The organism is Saccharicrinis carchari (assembly GCF_900182605.1).
GTDB classification, from domain to species: domain Bacteria; phylum Bacteroidota; class Bacteroidia; order Bacteroidales; family Marinilabiliaceae; genus Saccharicrinis; species Saccharicrinis carchari.
Window position 1 is genome coordinate 416,912 of sequence record NZ_FXTB01000004.1, and the last position, 16,658, is coordinate 433,569.

Annotated in this window: 13 protein-coding genes; 10 read left to right on the top strand and 3 right to left on the bottom strand. The window is 41.3% G+C overall.

Features of this window, described 5'->3' with window-relative positions:
• Nucleotides 1-55: 55 nt before the first annotated feature.
• Entirely contained in the window at nt 56-1,579 is a 1,524-nt protein-coding gene (gltX, locus tag FN809_RS10370) for a glutamate--tRNA ligase (protein WP_142533441.1), read from the top strand.
• Between the two features lie 86 nt (nt 1,580-1,665).
• On the opposite strand, the gene FN809_RS10375 is transcribed toward gltX, so the two are convergent.
• The gene (locus FN809_RS10375; RefSeq protein WP_142533442.1) at nt 1,666-3,375 is read right to left on the bottom strand and encodes a glutamine--tRNA ligase/YqeY domain fusion protein; all 1,710 of its coding nucleotides are present in this window, start codon (nt 3,373-3,375) and stop codon (nt 1,666-1,668) included.
• Between the two features lie 216 nt (nt 3,376-3,591).
• On the opposite strand from FN809_RS10375, the gene folB reads away from it, so the two are divergent.
• Entirely contained in the window at nt 3,592-3,948 is a 357-nt protein-coding gene (gene folB / locus FN809_RS10380; protein WP_142533443.1) for a dihydroneopterin aldolase, read from the top strand.
• A 37-nt stretch (nt 3,949-3,985) separates the two neighbouring features.
• Here folB and FN809_RS10385 read toward each other — a convergent pair whose 3' ends face one another.
• Together FN809_RS10385 and ccsA are read right to left on the bottom strand one after the other, a co-directional pair.
• Nucleotides 3,986-6,247, bottom strand: coding sequence for an ATP-binding protein (locus tag FN809_RS10385; protein WP_142533444.1), 2,262 nt, complete (start codon nt 6,245-6,247; stop codon nt 3,986-3,988).
• Nucleotides 6,240-9,320, bottom strand: coding sequence for a cytochrome c biogenesis protein CcsA (gene ccsA, locus FN809_RS10390; protein ID WP_185957531.1), 3,081 nt, complete (start codon nt 9,318-9,320; stop codon nt 6,240-6,242). Before ccsA ends, FN809_RS10385 begins: the two co-directional genes overlap by 8 nt.
• A 206-nt stretch (nt 9,321-9,526) precedes the next feature.
• Between ccsA and FN809_RS10395 the strand changes: the two genes are divergently transcribed.
• The 8 genes from FN809_RS10395 to FN809_RS10430 all read left to right on the top strand — a co-directional run bounded on the left by FN809_RS10395 (nt 9,527) and on the right by FN809_RS10430 (nt 16,471).
• The gene (locus tag FN809_RS10395) at nt 9,527-10,201 is read left to right on the top strand and encodes an HD domain-containing protein (protein WP_221929403.1); all 675 of its coding nucleotides are present in this window, start codon (nt 9,527-9,529) and stop codon (nt 10,199-10,201) included.
• Nucleotides 10,202-10,266: 65 nt separating this feature from the next.
• Nucleotides 10,267-12,663, top strand: coding sequence for a transglycosylase domain-containing protein (locus FN809_RS10400; protein ID WP_142533446.1), 2,397 nt, complete (start codon nt 10,267-10,269; stop codon nt 12,661-12,663).
• Between the two features lie 322 nt (nt 12,664-12,985).
• Nucleotides 12,986-13,285: an ArsR/SmtB family transcription factor gene (locus FN809_RS10405; protein ID WP_142533447.1), complete on the top strand. Its 300-nt coding sequence runs from the start codon at nt 12,986-12,988 to the stop codon at nt 13,283-13,285.
• Between the two features lie 87 nt (nt 13,286-13,372).
• On the top strand, nt 13,373-13,606 hold the full coding sequence (locus tag FN809_RS10410) for a thioredoxin family protein (protein WP_142533448.1): 234 nt from the start codon (nt 13,373-13,375) through the stop codon (nt 13,604-13,606).
• A gap of 11 nt (nt 13,607-13,617) precedes the next feature.
• Nucleotides 13,618-14,055 carry a nitrophenyl compound nitroreductase subunit ArsF family protein gene (locus tag FN809_RS10415; protein ID WP_142533449.1) on the top strand — a complete coding sequence of 146 codons (438 nt, stop codon included), beginning with the start codon at nt 13,618-13,620 and terminating at the stop codon, nt 14,053-14,055.
• 2 nt (nt 14,056-14,057) lie between these two features.
• The gene (locus tag FN809_RS10420) at nt 14,058-14,756 is read left to right on the top strand and encodes an aromatic aminobenezylarsenical efflux permease ArsG family transporter (RefSeq protein WP_142533450.1); all 699 of its coding nucleotides are present in this window, start codon (nt 14,058-14,060) and stop codon (nt 14,754-14,756) included.
• A 79-nt stretch (nt 14,757-14,835) separates the two neighbouring features.
• Nucleotides 14,836-15,963 (top strand): permease, encoded by a 1,128-nt coding sequence (locus FN809_RS10425; protein WP_142533451.1) that lies wholly within the window; start codon nt 14,836-14,838, stop codon nt 15,961-15,963.
• Between the two features lie 76 nt (nt 15,964-16,039).
• Nucleotides 16,040-16,471 (top strand): arsenate reductase ArsC, encoded by a 432-nt coding sequence (locus tag FN809_RS10430; protein WP_142533452.1) that lies wholly within the window; start codon nt 16,040-16,042, stop codon nt 16,469-16,471.
• Nucleotides 16,472-16,658: the final 187 nt, after the last annotated feature.

The window sequence follows — 16,658 nt, forward strand, 5'->3', positions numbered from 1 at the left end:
CTCAAAAGTCTATTGTCCCATAATCTATTCTGTTATCTTTGCAAAAAAAGTAAACATGTCACAAAAAAAAGTAAGGGTGCGTTTTGCACCAAGTCCTACCGGACCGTTACATATTGGCGGTGTACGAACCGCTCTTTTCAACTATTTATTCGCTAAAAAACACGGTGGCGATTTCATCCTTCGCATTGAAGACACTGACCAGACCCGCTTTGTAGAAGGTGCTGAAACCTATGTAAATGAAGCCTTAAACTGGTTGGGCCTAGCTATTGATGAGGGGGTTGTACAGGGGGGTGCATATGGGCCATACAAACAATCGGAGCGAAAGGATATTTATCTGGATTATGCCGACCGTTTAATCAAAAGCGGATGGGCCTATTATGCCTTTGACACAGCGGAAGAACTAGATGCAGAGAGAAAAGCCGCGGAAGCCACCAAAACTAAATTTTCGTACGACATGCACACCCGTCAGGGTTTGAAAAACTCCCTAACGCTTACACCGCAAGAGGTAGAACAAAAGATTAAAAACGGCACTCCCTACGTAGTACGATTTAAAATGCCCGCCAACGAAGATATTTCGGCCATGGACATAATACGGGGAGCAGTAAAATTCAACACCACTATCCTCGACGACAAGGTCATCTTTAAATCGGACGGCTTACCCACCTACCACCTGGCCAATGTGGTAGATGATTACCTGATGAAGATAACACACGTTATCAGAGGTGAGGAATGGTTACCATCGCTGCCCCTGCACATTATGCTTTACAAGGCGCTGGGCTGGGAAAACGAATGCCCGGAGTTTGCTCATCTCCCGCTGATACTAAAACCCACCGGCAAAGGCAAGCTTAGCAAGCGCGATGGCGACAAGGCCGGTTTTCCGGTGTTTCCTTTAGAATGGACATCTCCGGATGGCGAAACGGCCTCAGGTTACCGTGAGTCGGGTTACCTGCCCGGCGCAGTGGTCAACCTATTGGCATTGCTGGGATGGAATCCGGGAACCGAACAGGAAATATTTACAATGGATCAACTGATTGCATCTTTTTCGTTGGAACGCGTCAACAGATCGGGTGCCCGCTTCGATCCCGAGAAAGCCAAATGGTTCAACCATCAATATATTGTTAATTTGGACGATGCACAGTTGGCAAATGAGTTTGCCAGTGCACTGAGCCAAAAGGGGTTGGATGCCTCCATTGAATTGCGTATGCAAGTGGTATCTCTGGTGAAGGAACGTATCAACTTTGTTTCGGACATATGGGACCAGGCGTCGTTCTTTTTTGTTGCGCCCGACACGTATGATGCCAAGATGATAAAAAAATGCTGGAAAGGTGAAGTGCCTTCCTTTATGGCTGCCCTTCCAATAGAATTTGAAAACATAGCCGCTTGGAAAGCCGAAAACATTAAAGCGTGTATATCGGCCAAAATTGAAGAAAAAGGAATGGGTTTTGGTATGGTGATGAATGCCTTACGCCTTTCGCTGGTAGGAGGCGGTTTTGGTCCCGACCTGATGACTATAGCCCAGATTTTAGGAAGAAAAGAAACAATGGCAAGGATAAAAAAAGCTGTAGAAATAATCGGCTAAGCAACATACTCTTATTTTAAAAATAGTAAGCCCCAAATACTGCTGAATTATTTGGGGCTTACTACTTTTTTTATTTGACGTTATCTCTAATTCTTCTTTGCCCAACTATCTCTTAAGGCTACCGTTCGGTTAAAAACAAGCTTTTGCGGCGTCGATTCCCTATCTACACAAAAGTAGCCCACCCGTTGAAACTGAAATTTATCCAATACTGAAGCATCACGAAGTGATGGCTCCACTTTAGCCGTGATTACTTTCAAGGAATCCGGATTGATAAAATCTATATGATCCGCATCTTTTTGTGATGCAGGCGCTTCGTGGTTATACAACCGGTCGTACATACGCACTTCGGCATCTAGTGCATGGTTAACTGCCACCCAATGTAAAATACCTTTTATTTTCCGACTAACCGTTGTTGCACCACTTTTGGTTTCGGGGTCGTAGGTGCAATAAATCTCCTCTATTTCACCGTTCGCATTTTTTTTGTAATCGGTACAAGTAACAGCATAAGCCCCTTTCAAACGTACCTCACGTCCGGGGCCGAGACGGAAAAATTTCCGGGGTGGGTCTTCCATAAAATCATCCCGTTCAATATACACTTCGCGGGCAAAGGGTAACTTGCGTATGCCCATCGCTTCATCCTCAGGATTGTTCTCTATCTCTACCCACTCCTCTTGCCCCTCGGGGTAGTTGGTAATAATTAATTTAACAGGATCTATCACTGCATTTACGCGTGCCACTCGTTTATTCAGGTCATCGCGCACACAGCTCTCCAACAAGGCCACATCTATTACCCCATCGCGACGAGCCACCCCTACCTTATCGGCAAAGGTTCGTATAGATTCGGGGGTATACCCCCTGCGCCGCAATCCGGATACCGTAGGCATGCGCGGATCGTCCCAGCCGTCCACAATTTCTTTTTCCACCAGCTCCAGCAATTTACGTTTGCTCATAACGGTATAATTCAGGTTTAACCGAGCAAACTCAATTTGTCGTGGTCTTGGTCTGCTCATCAAGTCCTTATCACCTTCAATAATCTGATCCAAAAACCAATTGTATAAAGGACGATGTACCTCAAACTCGAGGGTACATACGGAGTGTGTAATACCCTCTATAAAATCTTCCTGTCCATGCGCAAAGTCGTACATGGGATAAATACACCAATCATCACCTGTTCGATGGTGCGAACTATGTATAATGCGATACATCAAGGGGTCGCGCATATGCATGTTGGGCGAGGCCATATCTATTTTAGCCCGCAACACTTTTCGGCCCGCGGCGAACTCACCGTTTTTCATTCGCTCAAATAAATCCAGGTTTTCCTGCACCGGTCGGTTGCGGCATGGGCTTTCGGCGCCGGCTTGGGTGGGTGTACCCTTTTGCCTGGCTATATCTTCGGCCGATTGATCATCCACATAGGCTTTACCATTTTTGATGAGCTTTACCGCCCAATCGTACAGCTGTTGAAAATAGTCCGAGGCATATTTCTCCTCTCCCTCCCATTCAAATCCGAGCCATCGCACATCTTCCATTATACTATCTACATACTCCACATCTTCTTTAAGCGGATTGGTATCATCGAAACGTAAGTTACAGGCTCCGCCATATTTTTGGGCCAAACCAAAGTTTAAACAGATGGATTTGGCATGTCCAATATGTAAATATCCGTTGGGTTCGGGCGGAAAACGCGTAAGCACCACACCATCATTGATATTCTTGGCCAGATCCTTGTCAATTTCCTGATGGATAAAATTCGATTTTACCATCTCCGGATTATTTTCAGCATGTTTTGTATTCATAGGAAAATTATAATAAAGCGATGATTTAGCTAATATATTGCATTCAAAATTCGCGGTATGCAGTACCTGATGAATTGATAAAAAACAACATTGCGCAAAAATAAAGCTTTTAACGTAATAAGGCGATTATTTGTGTTAAAAAGCCATAACTTTGTCCTCTTTCAGTGGCAGGCAAACAAGTATAATATTATCATAAGTAATACGATCGAATAAGTTATGCAAAAAGGAATAATTGAGTTAGACGAAATGGAGTTTTACGCCTATCATGGCTGTTTTAAAGAAGAACAAAAGGTAGGCAATCGTTTTACCGTGAACATTGCCATCCAATTAGATATACAAAAACCTAGTGAAAGCGATAACATACAGGATGCATTAAATTATGTAAGGGTATATGAACTTACAAAACAAGAGATTAACAAAAAATCACACCTGTTAGAGCATCTTGCCGAAAGGATTTTAAATAGCATACGTCTTGAGTTTGAATTGGTTGATTGGGTGCGCGTTAAAGTGTCGAAGTTAAACCCTCCCATGGGTGGTCAAATGAAATCGGTGAGTGTAACACTCCAAAGATAGCGGGGCCGGGATTTTAATAGGCTTTTAGTGCCGGCTATCAGTTTTCGCCCTCTACTAAAAAACCATCCAGCAGGGTTAGCAAGTCATCTTTAGGTGCCGGCTTGGTAATACAAGCATCAAAATTCTTCCCCATATCGTGTGGGTTCAGGCTATCTGCGTTTTCGGTATGTAAAACCACAGGCATATTTTTATTAAGCTGTTTTATAATATCTACCAGGTTATCTCCATCCGAATCGGAAAATGGCCTATCCATTAATACCAGGTGGATATCTTTTCTATTCATCAACAACTTACTGGCGCCGGCCACGGTACGCGCCGAAATGAGGGTAATTCCGGTGTCCTCAATATATTTACGCATTTGCAAGTGGGTACTGCTGTTTTCATCCACCAGCAGCATCATTTTATTGGGCCAGTAATATTTTTTTGGCAGCAATGGAGTAGATAGCTTGAAAATTTGTTTTTTGTTGGATATAGGCACATCATTTATAGGATGCGTAAAGAAAAACTCTGCACCTTTGCCGGCATCTGACTCCAGTCCTATTTCACCTCCCAGGGCATTTACTAGTTTTTCGCATATGGCCAGGCCTATACCGGTTCCCTGATACATGTTATGCTCGCTTTCCTGTCCTTTACTAAACGGTTTAAATATAACTTGTTGTTTGGCTTTTGAAATTCCAATTCCTGTATCGCGCACAAAAAAACGATAAGCATCCTTTTCCAAACTAAAACCAAATTCCACAAAACCTTTAAGTGTAAACTTGATAGCATTACCAATTAAATTAACCAGCACCTGACGCAAACGAGCCGGGTCGGTATCAAGATGATAAGGCCCACCCTCGGGTAAAGAACAAATAAGGCGCACCCTTCCTTTGTGCTCAAGCGCTACCTTGTTCAGAAAAATATCATTTAACTCGTTACACTGTGCAGTCAGATTTACCTTTTGTTTTACAACCGCAATTGAGCCACTTTCAATTTTAGCTACATCAATTATATTATTCACCAACTCCATTAGGCTATCCGAGTTTTTCAGTATTACATCTACGTAATCATCTACTTCGCCTGGTGGCAGCTTACTGTCTTTGAGTAAGGAGGAAAAGCCAACAATGGCATTGAGTGGGGTGCGTAACTCATGGCTGATATTTGAGAGGAACTCGGATTTTAGTCTATCCGATCTTTCGGCATTTTCTTTGGCCAATACAAGCTCTTCATTCAACACTTTAAGCTGGTTGGCAGATATGTGAGAACTTTGCTTTACATCGACGCATACATTTAGAGCAAAACATCCATACCTTTGTTTGTCGAAACGAAGCAATTTACCGGTCATCTCCATCTCCACCTCATCTCCATTTTTAAGACAAAACACCAGCCTGCCTGTATATTCATTCCCGCCAAGCACTCTGGACTGTGCTTCTTCAAATTCCGACAATGCATCGGGATGAACAATGCTGGAAATTTTTTCTTTAAGCAATTCACTGCTCTTACTACCCAATATTGCACATGCCGGTTTGTTTACATACTTTATTTCCGCTTCTTCCGTGATGAGCACTATAGGTGATAGGGCATCCAACATTTCTTTGAGGAGTAGCTCGCCAAGTGCCAAATCCTTATTCTGAATCATTAGCTCGGCAAAACGCTCATTATATTCCTCCTCTTTTTGAGCAAGTGCGTCTGTTAGTTTTTTTACACGGTTTTTATAACTTATTCTATTAAGTCCAAACGACATAAAACCCGCTACTTGTTGCATCGTATCGATTTCAAAAGGATACCACTCCCTTGAAAACAGGCACGATTCAAGTACCATCATCCCATTTTTGAATGACTCCAATTCAACCGGAACAATTAATAATGAGGCTACATTAAAAATCTCAAACTTTTCGGAAAGCGAAAGACTCAGATCAGACTTTAAATCATTACTTACAAAGCAACCACAGCTATTAGAGTGTATCAGCGGATTTTCGTCAGCGGTAATAGTCAATTCACCCGGATGATATTCCTGTACTTTTCCATTAACCCATTGCTGTTGCGCTATGTAGGCCTGTTGTTGCTCATCGAAGGAGAAGAATGAAATACGATCCACATGGCAGCACTCTCCAATTTGTTTTATGCATGCTTGTAGTGTTGTTTCCACATCTTCCCCCTGGTGGAGCAAAGCCTCTATATCCGCTATAAGCTGTGGATATGGATGAAATCCCGACTTACAATCAGCCTTGACAAATTTGCTGAGTATGTTTTTCAGATGCTTGTTCTCCGCCTCTAGCGACCGAAGTACAGTACTTTTTCCGAAATGATTGTTACTCATTTTTTGTTGCCATCTTTTTTAAACGTTCCGAATTATAAATGGCATAACCTGCCACAACTAATATAGTAACTACGGTATAATATACAAAATCGGGGATAGGCACGGGATCGCCTTTGGCATAAGAGTGCATGCCGGCTAAATAGTAATTAACGCCCAGATAAGTCATAATAACAGATGAAAAACCTATTACCGAAGCCACATTAAACGCCAACACACTTTTTAATCCGGGTATAAATCGCATGTGTAAAATAAAGGCATATATAACCACCGTAACTAACGACCATGTTTCCTTGGGATCCCATCCCCAATATCGACCCCAGGATTCGTTGGCCCAAACACCGCCCAAAAAGGAGCCTATAGTTATCATATACAATCCAATTGTTAGCGACATTTCCATAATACTGCTCAGTTCGATAATCGAATAATCAACCTTATCTTCCTTATGTCGTTTTTTAATACCGATAAGGATAAGATTGAAAAAGCCCATGAGCGCCGCCAGACCCAAAAAGCCGTAACTGGCTACAATAACAGCAACATGTATGGTTAACCAATACGATTTTAATACCGGAACCAAATTGGTTATCTCCGGATTCATCCAACTAAGATGAGCCACCATTAGTACGATACCCGCAAACACCCCGGCCACCGAAAGTGCGATAGGCGACTTACGGCTGAACACTAAACCCGCCAGTAGCATGGACCATCCAATATACAACATCGACTCATAACCATTACTCCATGGCGCATGCCCCGATATGTACCACCGCAGCGCCAGGCCGGCTGTATAAACTATAAAACTTAAACCAAGAATACCTGCTCCTATGCGGATAATAGTTTTAGGTGATTTTTTGGGTAAAAATAAAAACACAAACTGAAATATGAGTAAGATGAATCCTACAAAAAACACCACAGGAGCCATCATCAAAAAAACATTGGTTTCATTGTACATTATTTCCAATTTACCTGCGGTTTCAGAAGGCAGAATTTCGCCGGCAAATTTGTTTTGGAATTTGGATATCGCATCCATGTACGTTGTGGCCTGCTCTTCATCGCCATTGCTGAGCGCTTGCATATACACCGAAAATACATTTCGCACAAACAAACTGTCCCCCTCACTCAATCCAGGGTGTGTCTTTCCGGGGGTGAGCCATTTAGCCTGTGTGTCGCCGGGTATAGGAAAAATATTTAATAACTGTCCCGATTGCACCAAATAAAATACATTAACCTGTTCATCCACCTTAATAACTTCGTTCTGAAATTTGGTTCGGTAGGCCGGTTTTGTTCGGTAGGCTTCCTCTACTTGTTTATGCAATTTGTAATTACCCGAAGGTCCAAAAAAATCACCAAAAGAAGCTTTTGTACCGCTGTTGCCCACAATGCTTTTCATGGATTCTTCTTTAACGGTAATCAACGGAACGTTTCGCCATGCTTCGGTATTATTTAACATACTCAGCACCACCCTGTCGGCCGAGTATCCCTTAAACCGGTTGTGCTTTACCAGCTTTCGCATTACTTCGCCGTTCATAGAATTCATAGGCTTTATACGTCCCCCGGCATCCTGCACCCAAATAGATCCAAACTGCTGAGCCTGCTGTTCGCTCACGTTGATGTAAGCATCAATATCTTGTGCCTGCATAGTTCCGGCAAAGACCAAAACAAGTAACATGGCTAAACTTTTTTTCTTTGCCTCGATGCTTGAAATACGCTTGCCCATATAACGGAACCTACTTTTCGATGCTAATAGGGAAAGAATCATGGTGAGCGTCATTAAAAAATAACCAAAATAAGTAATTAGGGTGCCCCACAAATCCTTGTTAACAGATAGTACAGTTCCTTGTTCGTCCATATCATACGATGATTGATAAAAACGATATCCTCTATAGTTTAAAATATTGTTCATAAATATCCTGAAATCCTTAACCACCCCGTTTTCATCATCTTTTAAGGTTACCTCGCTGGCAAACGACGAAGGACTCTCGGATCCGGGATATCTTTCCAACTGAAAATCGTTGAGGTGTATGTGAAATGGCGCCGTTAGTTCCTTTGCACCATAACGGAGTTTCACGCTCACATCGCCCAATTTAAGCTCGCTATATTGACCTACCGCGCTGCTATGTCCTTGCAGGTCCATGGTTTTTTCTAAGTCGCCCACTTTTACTCTCACGCTTACCAGTTCCATTCCACTACCTTGCTCTTCGGGCTTTGCGGCTACTGCCTTTAAGGAGGCCTGTGGCATATAATTGGTTTGCACCATAAAAAACGATCCTGTACCGTACAGCACATTACTGTAAAACACCTGCGGTTCGCTTAAGTCAAGCGTTGTTTTTTCCTGAGTACCCATATTGGTGGTAAACACATTATGCTTAGCAGTAAAAAACAACTGATCATCCTGTGGGTAGATATTAAAATCACAGTCTACATCAGTGGCAAAACCAATGGAGTAATTATCCACCTTTACATATTCGCCCTCGAAAAGGTTAAGTGTGTTACGGCCACCTCCGACGGACACGACCAGCGAAACAAGTGGTTTTCCGTTAGGATCTTCTGCGGGTATTAAGTTGGTGTTTTTTATAAACCGAATACTTTTCAGTTTCACTCTTTTCCCATCTACCTTCACATTCTTTTTAAAATAATTCTGACTCCGCTCCGACATCAAAACCGATTCGCTAACTTCCGCTTTAATGCCGTTGCGCTCCACAAAACCCGAGATATAAGTGCGCGAAGAGAGGAACTTATTAGTAGATTCCCCTTCGCGTATATGCATCATCCCCTCGTATCCCACATAACGCGTAAGGGCAGCCCCCAGTAAAATAACAATAAACGACATGTGAAACAATAAAATAGATATTTTGCCTTTCTTCCATAACTGTGGCTTGCTAAGGTTTAATAACATATTGATGCCCAACAGGACGAATATACCTTCAAACCACCACGAATCATAATACAATGCTTTAGCCGCATTTGTTCCAAAATCATTTTCAACAAAAGTGGCAATGCCCATCGACGCAGCCAAAACTAAAAATAAGGTTCCCATTAAATAGGGAGCCGAAAGAAATGCAAGTATTTTTTTCATTCTTAAAACAATTTTGCAAACCCCAAATATTCCGAGCATATCACAATTTCAAAATTCAGATTAAAAAGCCATTATTAATAATATTGCTTCATGTATATTTTAGAACTGTGAATAATTTTCTCGGGCCATTCCGGCTTTTTTATTTTTGTGGGTGAATGTAGCAATAATTTATTTTGATTGCGATACTAAAAGCTATATTTACACCTATGAAAACAAACAATAGTTTACTGCTTAAGTTCATCCACCGCTATGTGTCGGATAAAATGGACACCGTAGATGCAGGCCACAACATGGGACATATTGAAAGAGTACGAACCAATGCCCTGAAAATAAACAAAATTGAGAAGGCGGATACTTTTTTGGTTGAAGCCGGCGCATTGCTCCACGACCTTACGGATGAAAAACTATTTAACAAAAGCGTAGCCGAGTGCGAGCTGAATTTATTTTTACAACAAATTGGGTTAGACGATAGAACCATAAAGCTTCTTAATAACATTATCCGTTCTGTATCCTTTGGTGCCGAATTCGATGGAACATATCCACTCACACCTGAACAAAAAGTGGTACGCGATGCCGATCGGCTGGACGCATTGGGAGCCATTGGTATTGCCCGCACTTTTCATTACGGAGGCAGCAGAAACAGACAGATATACAACAAAACTGTAGCCCCTCAAAAATACCATAACACCTGCGAATACAGAAACAACAACTCCCCTACCATCAATCATTTTTACGAGAAACTACTCTTACTCAAAGACCGAATGGAAACATCTACAGGAAAAAAGATGGCGCTGCAAAGACACAGCTACATGATACTTTTTTTAAAACAATTTTACCTGGAATTAGGCGAAGAGGGCTTTTTGATCCCTCCAACAAAATAACCCTAATGTTTTTTTCACAAATCATTATCTTTGTCTACGCTTAATCAATCGACACACGCTACGTAATGACCGCAAAAAAAAGAAAATCCAAATTAAAGCCTGCATCCCGAAGAAAATCTTCGACAAAAACCCGTACGCATAACTCATGGCAAAAGAAGGTATTTATTTTATCTCTAAAGGCAGGAGCCGTGATGGGTGGAGCAGTGTTTGTTTTTCTGCTGTTGGTGTACCTGGGTTTTTTTGGCCGCCTACCCAACAAAACTGAGCTGGCTCAAATAGATAACGATGTGGCCTCGGAGGTATATGCCGAGGGTTCAGTTTTGATGGGCAAATATTACTACCAGAACAGGATGAGCATTGAGAACAAGCGTATCTCCAAGCATGTTAAAAATGCGCTGGTAGCCACCGAGGACAAACGGTTTTTTGAACACGAAGGCTTTGATATTTTTAGCCTCGGCCGGGTATTGTTTAAAACCATATTGCTACAAAATAAATCGCAGGGAGGCGGAAGCACCATAAGCCAGCAACTGGCCAAAAATTTATATCCGCGCAAAAACTACGGGCCTTTCTCTATGCCCATCAATAAATCTAAAGAAATATTTATTGCTTCGCGGCTCGAAGACGTGTATTCAAAAGAAGATATCCTAACCTTATATTTAAATACCGTACCTTTTGGCGAAGATGTGTACGGCATCGAGGCCGCATCGCAACGTTATTTCAACAAGCATTCCTCGCACTTGCAAGCCAAAGAAGCTGCCGTACTTGTAGGAATGCTGGCCGCCAACACGGCTTACAACCCAAGGGTAAACGCGCAGAACTCGCTAAAAAGAAGAAATCTTGTACTGGACCGGATGACAGAGTTCGGGTTTCTTGCTGCGGATGAGGCCGAGGAACTAAAAAAAGCCGATTTGGGATTGAACTACCGTAGAATAGATCACAACACCGGTATTGCACCTTACTTTAGAGAACTTATACGCAAAAAAGTGGAGGGAATTTTAAGTGATACGTACGGCGATGAATACAACTTGTACAAAGATGGCCTAAAAATATATACCACCATTGACCCTACCCTGCAGCAATATGCCAATGAAGCTGTACAACAACATATGGCAGTTTTGCAAACCCAATTTAAAAATCATTGGAAAAACAGAGATCCCTGGAAAAATCAACCGGCTGTTTTTGATAATGCACTTCACGCATCAGCGCGTTATAAAAAGCTTAAAGCTTCGGGTAAATCAGAAGATGAAATTCGGTCTGAGATGGAAAAGCTAAAGGAGATGATCGTATTTGCCTATCCCAACGAAAAAAAAGTAAAGCTCTCCCCTATCGATTCCATCAAACATTATTTAAAAATTTTAAATACCGGTTTTATGGTAATGGATCCGCATAACGGCCAAATACTATCGTGGGTTGGCGGCGTTAACCATAAATATTTTCAGTACGATCATGTTACTTCGCGACGCCAGGTGGGCTCCACATTTAAACCTATAGTGTATGCAGCGGCACTGATGGACGGAATGAGTCCCTGCGATTATTTCTCAAACGAAAGACGCATATACCATCAATACGACGATTGGTCGCCCACCAATTCAAATGGAGACCACCTGGGGTATTACTCCATGAAGGGTGGTCTGGCCAATTCCGTTAACACCATCACGGCCGAAATTATGATTAAAACAGGAGTTGACAAGGTGCTTAAACTCGCTAAAAATATGGGGATACACTCTAGTTTACCCCCCGTACCCTCCATCAGCTTGGGAACCGGCGAAATATCCCTGCAGGAAATGCTGAGCGTGTACGCCTGTTTTGCTAATAATGGCAGCAAGATAGAACCCTTTGGCCTGCTGCGCATCGAAGACAGAACTGGCAAAGTTTTGTACCAACACGAACCACAGATTAAAGGTTTTCCGGTTATGGACAGGCAAACTACAGATTTGATGAACTACATGCTTCAGGAGGTGGTTAACAACGGTACTGCCCGCAGTTTGCGCTCGACATATAGACTCAGAAGCCAAATGGCAGGCAAAACAGGCACTACTCAAAATAATGCCGACGGATGGTTTATCGGATACACCCCCAGCTTAGTGGCCGGGGCATGGGTAGGCGCGCAAAGCCCTGCGGTACATTTTCGTAGCACAGCGTTGGGGCAAGGCGCGCATATGGCATTGCCTATTTATGGTATTTTTATGCGTAAAGTGGAGCAGGATCCCAATTACAGAAAGTATACGAATGCACGATTCTCCAATCTGAACGAAGATCTTTTGGCCATGGTAGATTGTGCCAATTTTTCCGAGGATAACCCCGACCGTTCCTTTTTTGACAATATTTTCAGATGGGGAAAGAAAGATCCGGATCCACGTAAACTAAAACCAACGGATGAGGAAGATAAAGACGAAGAAGAAAGAAGTAAAAAACGTAAAGGTCTTTTAAACAGAATGAAAGATCTTTTCAAGAAAAAATAAGTATATCACCGATTGTAAGATAGGCCAGTATCTTAATCTGCTTGTTAGTCCTAAATAAAAGCCCTGCAGTACCGCATAATATTAAAATAGCAGCTTGTATTTTGTTTGGCCCGAAACAAACAATTCATACAAACGATTATAAAAAAACCTCCTCAACAAAACTAATCATTCTATAAACAACATCACCCCAAAACTTTATTTCAGCATTAAAATGGAACATCGATTCACCCATGTGTTGTTAATTTAATACACAAAAAAAATAAAATTGACTTGTTGAAGCTAAAAAAGATATCTATTTTTGTTCGTAAATTTACGAACAGGTATGGATATCAAATCAGTTACTACCGACAAGCAAAAACGTGCAGCCCGCTACGCCAAAGCCATGGGGCATCCGGTAAGGATGTATGTATTGGAGTTGCTATCGAACCAAAGTTGTTGTTACAGCGGCAACTTAAGTGATGAATTACCCATTGCAAAATCAACCTTATCGCAACACCTGAAAGAATTAAAAGACGCCGGATTAATTCAGGGAGAAATAGAATCGCCAAGAATTAAATATTGTATCAACACCGAAAACTGGCAAGAAGCACAACAACTTTTTAAACAGTTTTTGAAGATCTAAAAAATCTACAAATAATGTACGTTGTTTTACAAATAGTGAATAAAAAAGCGAAACAATATGGATCTCGAAAATTTAAAACTTGCAAAAATGGAAATAAAAGTTCTGGGCACAGGATGTGCAAAATGTAAATCACTTGAAAAAGTCACCCGCGAAGCTGTAAAAAAAGCCGGGGTTGATGCCACCATTACGAAAGTGGAGGACATAGTTGAAATTATGCAGTTTGGCGTGATGACAACCCCTGCCGTGGTTGTTAATGGCCAAGTGGTGGTAAAAGGAAAAGTTCCCTCGGTAGATGAACTCACAAAATTACTAAGCAAATAATCAATCCAACAATGAAAAGTATAATTAACACCTTAGGTTTTCTCCTTTTAATGGGCTTAATTTCCGTTTCAGCCCAATGCTGCAAGGGAACAACAACCGATAATTCAACCGATAAAAAAGTAACAATCCCCGAAAATGCAAAATCAGGTGAAGTAAAAGCCTATTATTTCCATTCAACACGCCGTTGCGCAACTTGTGAAGCTGTTGAAACGGTTTCTAAAGAGGCCATTACGGAATATTATGGCAACAAAGTTACTTTTGAATCCATTAACAGGGAAGAAGAAAAAAACAACACATTGGTAGCGCAATATAAAATTAACGGAACAGCACTATTAATTACCAACGGAGACAAAAAAGAAGATCTTACCAACGTAGCGTTTTTAAATGCCCGCAGTAATCCCGATAAATTAAAGAGCAAACTGAAATCGACCATTGATTCAATGAGGTAAGCATGGAGGTACTTCAAAACTTTTTGGAGACATCGCAGTTTCCAATTTTTACAGCATTAATACTGGGGCTTATGACCGCCATAAGCCCCTGCCCTATGGCCACCAACATCACCGCAATTGGCTATATCAGTAAAGACATCGTTAGCCAACGTAAGGTTTTTGTGAACGGTTTGGTTTATACCTTGGGTAGAGCAATTTCATATACCATCATTGGTTTACTTTTCTTTTTTGGTGCCAGCCAATTCGAGTTTGCAGGGTTCTTTCAGGAGTGGGGCGAAAAATTATTGGGGCCTCTTTTGATTATAATCGGTTTGTTTATGCTTGGCGTTTTAAAGCTTATAATTCCGGGCATGGGCTGGCTAAGCGAAAAGATGGAAAATAAATCGAACAACGGCTTTTGGGGTGTTCTTTTATTGGGTATAACTTTTGCCTTGGCATTTTGCCCTTACAGCGGCGTTTTATATTTCGGAATGCTCATGCCCATGACAATAAGCAGCGCAAGCGGTTTGTATTTACCCCTGTTTTTCGCCATTGCCACAGGAGTACCTGTAATAATTTTTGCATGGCTTATTGCCTTTAGTGTGGGTTCACTCGGCATTGTTTACAAAAAATTGAAGAATTTCGAATTTTGGTTCAGACGAGTGGTTGCAGTCATATTTATTGTGGTTGGCCTGTATTACATTGTTACAATTTATTTTTAACCTTAACTAATCATAGATTATCCGGCCAAAAAAATTTACATTACCTGTTCGTATTTTAACGAACACCAAAAAGAGACGAATGAATAAGTTGAATTCTTTGTTAAAAAGGGAGAGCAAAGCCAATAATGCTACATGTGCCCTTGAAAGCCCTGAAGAAGTACATCAGCGTGATAAAAGCAAAATACGTTTAGTAGTTTCAATTGCAATTGTTTTACCACTTATAATTGCATTGTACCATTATTTACCCGGTTTGGTTGATGCGTTCACTTATAATTTCATCAACCTTAAACCCGCATCACACCTTGGGGCTGCTATCAATTTTTTCTTTTACGATACCATAAAAATATTAATTCTTCTATTCCTCATCAGCAGTTTGATGGGCATTATCAATGCTTATTTTCCTGTTGACCGTTTGCGAATTTATCTTACAACAAAAAAAATGTATGGGCTGGAATATTTCTTCGCCTCATTTTTTGGTGCCGTTACCCCATTTTGTTCATGCTCATCCATTCCTTTGTTTATCGGCTTTGTAAAAGGAGGTATTCCATTGGGTGTTACCTTTGCTTACCTGATAACCTCACCCCTGGTTAATGAAGTGGCGGTTGCCATGTTTTTAGGGCTGTTTGGATTAAAGGCCACAATCATCTATGCGGGATCGGGGATTTTAATGGGTATGATTGGCGGTATTGTTTTGGGAAAACTTAAACTCGACAAATACCTTAGCGATTGGGTACGCCAAATACAGGAAAATGCCATACAGGAAAATGAGGAATGGAATAGCGAAAAAATGCCTTTTTTAGATCGTCTTCCGGCGATTATAAAAGATGGATGGGATATTGTTAGAAAAGTACTTTTGTATGTAATTATCGGTATCGCCGTTGGGGCTGCCATGCATGGTTACGTCCCGGAAAATTTCTTTGCAGATTTTCTGTCGGCCGATAAATGGTATGCCATTCCACTGGCTGTAATCCTTGCCGTTCCTATGTATGCTAATGCGGCAGGTATCGTTCCGGTTATACAGGTTTTTGTGGCCAAAGGGGTGCCGCTTGGAACAGCCATTGCTTTTATGATGGCCGTTGTGGGTTTGTCATTGCCAGAGGCCACTTTATTGAAAAAAGTAATGAAGTGGAAGTTAATAGGTGTTTTCTTTGGTATCATCACCTTGTTCATCATTGTTCTTGGTTATTTGTTCAATCTGGTGCTTTAAATCTCATTTCATTAGATTCTTTGTAGAGGAATATTTTTGTATTGATATGTAGTGTTAACAATAAAAATTTACAGATATGAAGGTGTTAATTTTATGCACAGGCAATAGCTGCCGAAGCCAAATGGCACACGGCTTTTTACAATCGTTTGATAAAACGATTACAGTTTGTTCTGCAGGTACAGAAGCATCCGGCAAATTGAATGACAAAGCCATTAAGGCAATGGCAGAAATTGGTATCGACATCAGCCACCATACTTCCGATTCAGTTGATAAATTTTTGGCCACAGATTGGGATTATGTAATTACTGTTTGCGGTGGAGCAAACGACTCATGCCCCGCATTTATGGGGAAAGTAAAACAGCGTTTACATATTGGTTTTGACGACCCATCCAATGCATCAGGAACCGACGAATTTATTTGGAGCGAATTCATAAGAGTGCGTAATGAGATAAAAAACGCATTTTTAAAATTGTATTTCGAAGAAATAAAACCAACGCTACGAGAGTAAATAATTTAAAAGGGTGTGTTGGCGGTTGTTGGGAGTGTAAATTAAACTCTTTTTGAATGAAATTAAAGGGGAGTGTAAACTGAACTCTGTCCGTAACCCTTCAACGAAGTACATCTTGTTTAAGATTCGATAAGCAATTTACTTTGTAAGCTAATTTTAAAATTTACAGCTATGCAAGAGAAAATGT

Excerpts from the sequence above, each read along its gene's own strand:
- FN809_RS10395 (WP_221929403.1), top strand. The coding sequence starts at position 9,527 with ATGAAAACAAACAATAGTTTACTGCTTAAGTTCATCCACCGCTATGTG.
- folB (WP_142533443.1), top strand. The coding sequence starts at position 3,592 with ATGCAAAAAGGAATAATTGAGTTAGACGAAATGGAGTTTTACGCCTAT.
- gltX (WP_142533441.1), top strand. The coding sequence starts at position 56 with ATGTCACAAAAAAAAGTAAGGGTGCGTTTTGCACCAAGTCCTACCGGA.
- FN809_RS10405 (WP_142533447.1), top strand. The coding sequence starts at position 12,986 with ATGGATATCAAATCAGTTACTACCGACAAGCAAAAACGTGCAGCCCGC.
- FN809_RS10410 (WP_142533448.1), top strand. The coding sequence starts at position 13,373 with ATGGAAATAAAAGTTCTGGGCACAGGATGTGCAAAATGTAAATCACTT.
- FN809_RS10385 (WP_142533444.1), bottom strand. The coding sequence starts at position 6,247 with ATGAGTAACAATCATTTCGGAAAAAGTACTGTACTTCGGTCGCTAGAG.
- FN809_RS10400 (WP_142533446.1), top strand. The coding sequence starts at position 10,267 with ATGACCGCAAAAAAAAGAAAATCCAAATTAAAGCCTGCATCCCGAAGA.
- FN809_RS10375 (WP_142533442.1), bottom strand. The coding sequence starts at position 3,375 with ATGAATACAAAACATGCTGAAAATAATCCGGAGATGGTAAAATCGAAT.
- ccsA (WP_185957531.1), bottom strand. The coding sequence starts at position 9,320 with ATGAAAAAAATACTTGCATTTCTTTCGGCTCCCTATTTAATGGGAACC.
- FN809_RS10420 (WP_142533450.1), top strand. The coding sequence starts at position 14,058 with ATGGAGGTACTTCAAAACTTTTTGGAGACATCGCAGTTTCCAATTTTT.
- FN809_RS10415 (WP_142533449.1), top strand. The coding sequence starts at position 13,618 with ATGAAAAGTATAATTAACACCTTAGGTTTTCTCCTTTTAATGGGCTTA.
- FN809_RS10430 (WP_142533452.1), top strand. The coding sequence starts at position 16,040 with ATGAAGGTGTTAATTTTATGCACAGGCAATAGCTGCCGAAGCCAAATG.
- FN809_RS10425 (WP_142533451.1), top strand. The coding sequence starts at position 14,836 with ATGAATAAGTTGAATTCTTTGTTAAAAAGGGAGAGCAAAGCCAATAAT.